Below are 7371 nucleotides of genomic sequence, written 5' to 3'. Positions count from 1 at the left end.
GCCCCTTGGCCGAACAGGTGGCAGAGCTGGAGCGCCGTGCCATCGCCGCCGCGATGAAAGTGCACGGCGGCAACAAGCTGGCGACCGCCCGGCAGCTCGGTATCTCGCGCGCCACGCTCTATGGACGTCTGGAAAACCCTGATTAGATCTTGAACAATTGTCTGAAATTCAGGCAATTTCAATGTATTGAAATTAGACAGAATCAGCCCGGTTTTTGCAGCACTCTGTTGAAAATCAATGACTTGCAGGCTGGCACAGACTGTGCGATGGTCAGGCATCACTACAAGGAGACTCCGCCATGCATCGTCGCACCCTGGTCGCCCTGGCCACCGCTGCTGTTACCGCCGCCACGATTTCCGCTCCCGCATTTGCCCAGTCCTCCGGCGAGATCCGCATCGCCCACATCTACAGCAAGACCGGCCCGCTGGAGGCCTACGGCAAGCAGACCCAGACCGGACTGATGATGGGCCTGAACTACGCCACCGGCGGCAGCATGACGGTGAATGGCAAGAAGCTGGTCGTGATCGAGAAGGACGACCAGGGCAAGCCCGACCTGGGCAAGAGCCTGCTGGCCACCGCGTACTCCGACGACAAGGCGGACATTGCCGTCGGCCCCACGGCATCGGGCGTGGCGCTGGCCATGCTGCCGGTGGCCGAGGAATACAAGAAGATCCTGCTGGTGGAGCCGGCCGTGGCCGATTCGATCACGGGTGACAAGTGGAACAAGTACATCTTCCGCACCGGGCGCAACTCCAGCCAGGACGCCATCTCCAACGCCGTGGCGGTGGACAAGGAAGGCACGACCATTGCCACGCTGGCACAGGACAACGCCTTTGGCCGCGACGGGGTGAAGGCATTCAAGGATGCGGTCAAGAAAGCCAAGGTAGCGCACGAGGAGTACCTGCCCGCCGCCACCACCGACTTCACCGCCGGTGCCCAGCGCCTGATCGATAAGCTCAAGGACCAGCCCGGCCGCAAGATCATCTGGATCGTCTGGGCCGGTGCCGGCAATCCGTTCAAGATCGCCGACATGGACTTGAAGCGCTATGGCATCGAGATCTCCACCGGCGGCAACATCCTGCCGGCTATGGCCAGCTACAAGAACTTCCCCGGCATGGAAGGCGCCACGTACTACTACTTCGGCATCCCCAAGAACCCCGTGAACGAAGCCCTGGTGGCCGCGCACTACAAGGAGTTCAAGGCACCGCCGGACTTCTTCACCGCCGGTGGTTTCAGCTCCGCCATGGCGCTGGTCACGGCCCTGAAGGCAACGGGTGGCGACACCAACACCAACAAGCTCATCAAGACCATGGAGGGCATGAGCTTTGACACCCCCAAGGGCAAGATGACCTTCCGCAAGGAAGACCACCAGGCCATGCAGAGCATGTACCACTTCAAGATCAAGGTGGACCCGGCCTTTGCCTGGGGCGTGCCCGAGCTGGTGCGCGAGATCAAGCCGGAAGAAATGAACGTGCCGATTCGCAACAAGCGATAGGCCGTCTTTTCGATGCGTTAGCGAGGCCCGACGGACAGGATCCCTCCTGTTCCTTCGGGGTTCATCCCGCAGGGGCGGCCGCCCCTTTTTTTCCAGTGAATTGATACATGAACCTCCGGGTTGACACGGGGGCTGGGTCAGACTTTCTCAAAATTATTTGGAGACAAGACAACATGGCATTCAATTTCATCCGGGCGGCTGCAGCAGGTGCTGCCTTGGCACTGTGCGCCTCGGGCGGCGCATACGCAGCGGTCAACCTTCCCGCCCTCAAGATCGACAAGACGCAGACCACGGTTTCCGGCCTGTCCTCGGGCGGCTTCATGGCCGTGCAGCTGCATGTGGCGTACTCGGCCACGTTTGCCAAAGGCGTGGGTGTGGTGGCCGGCGGCCCGTTCTATTGCGCCGAGGGCTCAGTCGTCAATGCCACCGGGCGCTGCATGGCCAGCCCCGCGGGCATTCCCACCAGCACGCTGGTGAACACCACCAACACCTGGGCCGGCCAGGGCGTGATCGACCCCGTGGCCAACCTGCAGAACTCCAAGGTCTACCTGTTCTCGGGCACGCTCGACAGCGTGGTCAAGACCGGCGTGATGGATGCGCTGCGCACCTACTACAACAGCTTCGTGCCAGCGGCCAACGTGGTCTACAAGAAGGACATCGCATCAGAGCACGCGATGGTGACGGACGACTACGGCAACGGCTGCTCCACCAAGGGTGCCCCCTACATCAGCGACTGCAACTTCGACCTGGCAGGCGCCATGCTGCAGCACCTGTACGGCACGTTGAACGCACGCAACAACGCCACGCTGCCCACCGGCAATTTCATCGAGTTCAACCAGAGCGAATTCATCTCCAACCACGGCATGGCCACCACGGGCTGGGCCTATGTGCCCCAGGCCTGCCAGGCGGGTGGCACGGCCACCTGCAAGCTGCATGTGGTGCTGCATGGCTGCAAGCAGAACGTCAGTGACGTGCAGCAGCAGTACGTGCGCAACACGGGCTACAACCGCTGGGCCGATTCCAACAACATCGTGGTGCTGTACCCGCAGACCAGCCTGGCAGCCACCAACAGCTGCTGGGACTGGTGGGGCTATGACAGCGCCAACTATTCCAAGAAATCCGGCCCGCAGATGGCTGCCATCAAGGCCATGGTGGACCGCGTGGGAAGCGGTGGAACCACCAACCCGCCGGTGGACCTGCCAGCCCCCACGGGCGTGAGCACCTCGGGCGCCACGGCCAACAGCATGGCGATTGGCTGGAACGCCGTGAGCGGCGCGGCCAGCTACAACGTGTACCGCAACGGCAACAAGACCAATGCGCTGCCCGTGACCGCCACGAACTTCACCGACACAGGCCTGGCCGCATCCACCACCTACAGCTGGACGGTGCGTGCTGCCGATGCCAACGGTGCCGAGGGCGCCGTGTCCGCCGCTGCATCCGGCACCACGCTGGCCGCATCGGGCGGCGGCACGGGCACTTGCACCACGGCCAGCAACTACGCCCACACCATGGCAGGCCGTGCCTACGTGTATGGCGGCTACACCTTTGCGCTGGGTTCCAACCAGAGCATGGGGCTGTGGAACATCTTTGTGAACAACACGCTGAAACAGACAAGCCCCAACTACTACGTCATCGGTTCCTGCCCTTGACCATGCGCTGAACGCCACGCGCCCTGGCACCGCGAGGGCAGGGCGCCCGGCAATCCAGAAAGACGACGACCGTGAAAGTGAACCACCACCCATGAGCACCTTGGCCACCAAGGACTTGACCATCCGCTTTGGCGGCCACGTGGCGGTCAATGCCGTGACCTGCTCCTTTGAGCCTGGCACGCTGACCGCCATCGTGGGCCCCAACGGCGCAGGCAAGACAACGTACTTCAACCTCATCTCGGGCCAGTTGCGCGCCACCAGCGGCAGCGTCACGCTGGGCGGGCAGGACCTGACCGGGCAGTCCGTTTCGGCCCGCACGCATGCAGGCCTGGGCCGGGCGTTCCAGCTCACCAACCTGTTCCCCAACCTCAGCGTGCTGGAGAACGTGCGCCTGGCCGTGCAGGCCACGCAAGAGGGCAAACACCGCCGGGGCCTGAACCTGTGGAGCATCTGGAGCGACCACCGTGCGCTGACCGAGCGTGCTGAATCCATCCTGCAGACGGTGGCCATGTACGAGCGTCGCGACACGCCCGTGGCCAGCCTGCCGCATGGCGACCAGCGCAAACTCGAAGTGGCGCTGCTCATGGCGCTGGAGCCGCAGGTCTACATGTTCGACGAGCCCACGGCCGGCATGAGCCACGACGAGGCCCCTGTGATCCTGAACCTGATCCGCGAGCTGAAGAAGGACAAGACCAAGATCATCCTGCTGGTGGAGCACAAGATGGACGTGGTGCGCGAGCTGGCCGACCGCATCATCGTGCTGACCAATGGCACCCTGGTGGCCGATGGCGTGCCCGCCGAAGTGATCGCATCACCCGTGGTGCAAGAGGCCTACCTGGGCGTGAGCAAGGAGGCCGCAGCATGACCACCATCAACAACACGGGCAACCTGCTCGAACTCCAGGGCGTGCACACGCACATCGGCGCGTACCACATCCTGCACGGCGTCGATCTGGCCGTGCCCAAGGGCCAGCTCACCATGCTGCTGGGCCGCAACGGCGCGGGCAAGACCACCACACTGCGCACCATCATGGGCCTGTGGCATGCGTCCCAGGGCTCCATCCACTTTGGTGGCCGCGACATCACGGCGATGAACACCCCCGCCATCGCGAGCCTGAACATCGCCTACGTTCCAGAGAACATGGGCATCTTTGCCGACCTCACGGTCAAGGAAAACATGCTGCTGGCCGCCCGCAGCGCCAGCAACGCCGCGCAGATGGACGAGGCGCGGCTGCAGTGGATCTTCAAGCTCTTCCCCGCTGTGGAGAAGTTCTGGAACCATCCGGCCGGCAAGCTCAGCGGCGGGCAAAAGCAGATGGTGGCCGTGAGCCGTGCCATCGTCGAGCCGCGCGACCTGCTCATCGTGGACGAGCCCAGCAAGGGCCTCGCGCCCGCGATCATCAACAACATGATCGACGCGTTCGACCAGCTCAAGAAGAGCGGCGTGACCATCCTGCTGGTCGAGCAGAACATCAACTTCGCCAAGCGCCTGGGCGACACCGTGGCCGTGATGGACAACGGCCAGGTGGTGCACGCGGGCAGCATGGCCGCGCTGGCCGAGGACGAAGCACTGCAGCGCTCGCTGCTGGGGTTGGCACTATGAGTTGCGTTTTCAGTTTCAAGCCTTTTTGGCCTGCAGCGCTTGATGGTCAAGCGCAAGCAGCTATTAAAAACATAGTGCAAGGGGCGACAGCATGACCGCCGTGCGTGATTTCGACTGGAAGCCCCTGGCGTTGGTACCCGCGTTGGCGCTGCTGGTGTTGCCCTTCGTCGGCTCGCCCAGCACCTGGCTCACGCTCACCGTGGCCGGGCTGGCGATGGGCATGATCATCTTCATCATCGCCTCGGGCCTCACGCTGGTGTTCGGGCTGATGGACGTGCTGAATTTCGGTCACGGCGTGTTCATCGCCTTGGGCGCCTTCGTGGCGACCAGCGTGCTGGGCGCCATGGGCGACTACACGCAGAGCGCCGAGCTGTGGCGCAACCTGCTGGCCGTGCTCCCTGCCATGCTGGTGGCGATGGCGGTGGCGGGCGCCGTGGGCCTGGCGTTCGAGCGCTTCATCGTGCGGCCCGTGTACGGTCAGCACTTGAAGCAGATCCTCATCACCATGGGCGGGATGATCATTGGCGAAGAACTCATCAAGGTCATCTGGGGCCCCGCGCAGATCCCGCTGCCGCTGCCCGAAGCCATGCGCGGCTCGCTGCTGGTGGGGGATGCTGCCATCGAAAAGTACCGCCTGATCGCGGTGGCTGTGGGCCTGGTGGTTTTCGGCCTGCTAGCCTGGACGCTGTCGCGCACCAAGGTGGGCCTGCTCATTCGCGCTGGCGTGCAAGACCGCGAGATGGTGGAGAGCCTGGGCTACCGCATCCGCCGGCTGTTCGTGGGGGTGTTCGTGGTGGGCTCGGCCCTGGCGGGCCTGGGCGGTGTGATGTGGGGGCTTTACCAGCAGAACGTGATCCCGCAGATGGGCGCACAGGTCAATGTGCTGATCTTCATCGTGATCATCATCGGAGGCCTCGGCAGCACGGGTGGTGCGCTCATCGGCGCGCTGCTGGTGGGGCTGATGGCCAACTACACGGGCTTTCTGGTGCCCAAGGTGGCGCTGTTCTCCAACATCGCGTTGATGGTGGCCATCTTGCTGTGGCGCCCCCAGGGTGTCTATCCAGTTGCCAACCGCTGATGAGGAGTTTCTAGAAATGTTGAACCGACTTCTCTCTGGCGACTACCCGCGCAGCAAGGTGCTGGCGGTGATCCTGGTGGCCATCCTCATCGGCCTGGCGTTTGCCCCGTTCCTGTTCCCCGGCGTCAAGGCGCTGTCGGTGGCGGCCAAGGTGCTGATCTTCGTGGTGCTGGTCGCGAGCTTCGACCTGCTGCTGGGCTACACCGGCATCGTGAGCTTTGCGCACACCATGTTCTTTGGCATCGGTGCCTATGGCATTGCGGTGGCCACCACCCGCCTGGGGCCTACCTGGACGGCGCTGGGAGTGGGCCTGGGGGGCGCGCTGGTGCTCTCGCTGCTGCTGTCGCTCGCTGTGGGGCTGTTCTCGCTGCGCGTGCGCGCCATCTTCTTCGCCATGATCACGCTGGCGGTGGCCGCTGCGTTCCAGACGCTGGCCTCGCAGCTGTCGGACATCACCGGCGGCGAAGATGGCCTGACCTTCAAGGTACCCGAGTTGCTTTCGCCCAGTTTCGAGCCCTTCGAAGAGCCCTTCCTGGGCGTGACCATCGACGGCCGGCTGATCTGCTACTACCTGCTGTTCGTTGCTGCCGTGGCGCTGGTGCTGGCCCTGCTGCGCATCGTCAACTCGCCGTTTGGCCGCGTGCTGCAGGCCATCCGCGAGAACGAATTCCGCGCCGAGGCCATCGGCTACCGCGTCGTGGTGTACCGCACCACGTCCAGCGTGCTGTCCGCTCTGTTCGCCACGCTGGCGGGCGCCATGCTCGCCCTCTGGCTGCGCTACAACGGGCCGGACACTTCGCTCAGCTTTGAAATCATGATGGACTGCCTGCTCATCGTGGTGATCGGGGGCATGGGCACCATCTATGGCTCGGCCATCGGGGCCGTGCTCTTCCTGGTGGCGCAAAGCTACCTGCAGGATCTGCTGCGGCTGGGCAGCGAGGCCACCGCCGGCCTGCCCTGGCTGTCTGCACTGCTGTCGCCCGACCGGTGGCTGCTGTGGCTGGGCGTGCTCTTCGTCCTTTCGGTTTACTACTTCCCTACCGGTGTGGTGGGGCGCCTGCGCGCGGCAGCGGCGCGCAAGGCGGGGTGATGGCCCGGGCCGCGCCGGGGGACCGGCGTGGCCAGGGTGTGTGGGTGAGCTGTGCAACAAGACGCAAAGAAAAAACTCCCGGAGACAAGCACATGAAGATGAGCATCAAGAACCTGCGTTCCCGTCCCCTTTCTCGTCCGTTCATGCCCGCAGCGTTGGCCGCTGCGGTGTTGGCTGCCTGCGGCGGCAGTGACGGCGACAGCGCCGCCCCCAACACCAAGCCCAGCTACCTGGGCGCCATCAGCGAGACCACGTACGACGGCACCAGCAACGACCTGCTCACGGCGGGCCTGGGCGCCTCGGGCCTGGCCGCGGCCGCGCCGCCCGCGTTTGCCGACCCCCTCCATCCCACGGCGGCCGAGCTGCGCCGCGCCGCCATTCACGCCAACTACCGCGCCATGCTCGACATGACGGCGGCTGGCGGTTACGGCACGCTTTATGGCCCCAACGTGGATGC

Annotated in this window: 8 protein-coding genes; all 8 read left to right on the top strand. The window is 64.3% G+C overall.

What is annotated here, in order from left to right; all coding sequences use genetic code 11:
• Window positions 1–146: helix-turn-helix domain-containing protein (locus tag MRY84_RS21455; protein ID WP_291507707.1), on the top strand; the 146-nt coding region annotated here is incomplete at its 5' end.
• Between the two features lie 152 nt (window positions 147–298).
• Window positions 299–1495: a substrate-binding domain-containing protein gene (locus tag MRY84_RS21450; protein ID WP_291507706.1), complete on the top strand. Its 1197-nt coding sequence runs from the start codon at window positions 299–301 to the stop codon at window positions 1493–1495.
• Window positions 1496–1668: 173 nt separating this feature from the next.
• Window positions 1669–3144, top strand: a complete 1476-nt coding sequence (locus tag MRY84_RS21445; protein WP_291507705.1) for a PHB depolymerase family esterase — start codon at window positions 1669–1671, stop codon at window positions 3142–3144.
• 91 nt (window positions 3145–3235) lie between these two features.
• Window positions 3236–4009 (top strand): ABC transporter ATP-binding protein, encoded by a 774-nt coding sequence (locus MRY84_RS21440; RefSeq protein WP_291507704.1) that lies wholly within the window; start codon window positions 3236–3238, stop codon window positions 4007–4009.
• Complete coding sequence (locus MRY84_RS21435; protein ID WP_291507703.1) at window positions 4006–4746, top strand: ABC transporter ATP-binding protein; 741 nt, start codon at window positions 4006–4008, stop codon at window positions 4744–4746. The genes MRY84_RS21440 and MRY84_RS21435 overlap by 4 nt, the downstream gene beginning before the upstream one ends.
• Window positions 4747–4837: 91 nt before the next feature.
• Complete coding sequence (locus MRY84_RS21430; protein ID WP_291507702.1) at window positions 4838–5824, top strand: branched-chain amino acid ABC transporter permease; 987 nt, start codon at window positions 4838–4840, stop codon at window positions 5822–5824.
• A gap of 16 nt (window positions 5825–5840) precedes the next feature.
• Window positions 5841–6914, top strand: a complete 1074-nt coding sequence (locus MRY84_RS21425; RefSeq protein ID WP_291507701.1) for a branched-chain amino acid ABC transporter permease — start codon at window positions 5841–5843, stop codon at window positions 6912–6914.
• A gap of 92 nt (window positions 6915–7006) precedes the next feature.
• Window positions 7007–7371 (top strand): 3-hydroxybutyrate oligomer hydrolase family protein (locus MRY84_RS21420; RefSeq protein WP_291507700.1); only part of this gene is annotated, 365 nt, incomplete at its 3' end.

It is taken from the genome of Acidovorax sp. (assembly GCF_022763525.1).
Taxonomy (GTDB): Bacteria; Pseudomonadota; Gammaproteobacteria; order Burkholderiales; family Burkholderiaceae_C; genus Acidovorax.
This window is presented reverse-complemented; position numbering and strand designations above follow the sequence as displayed.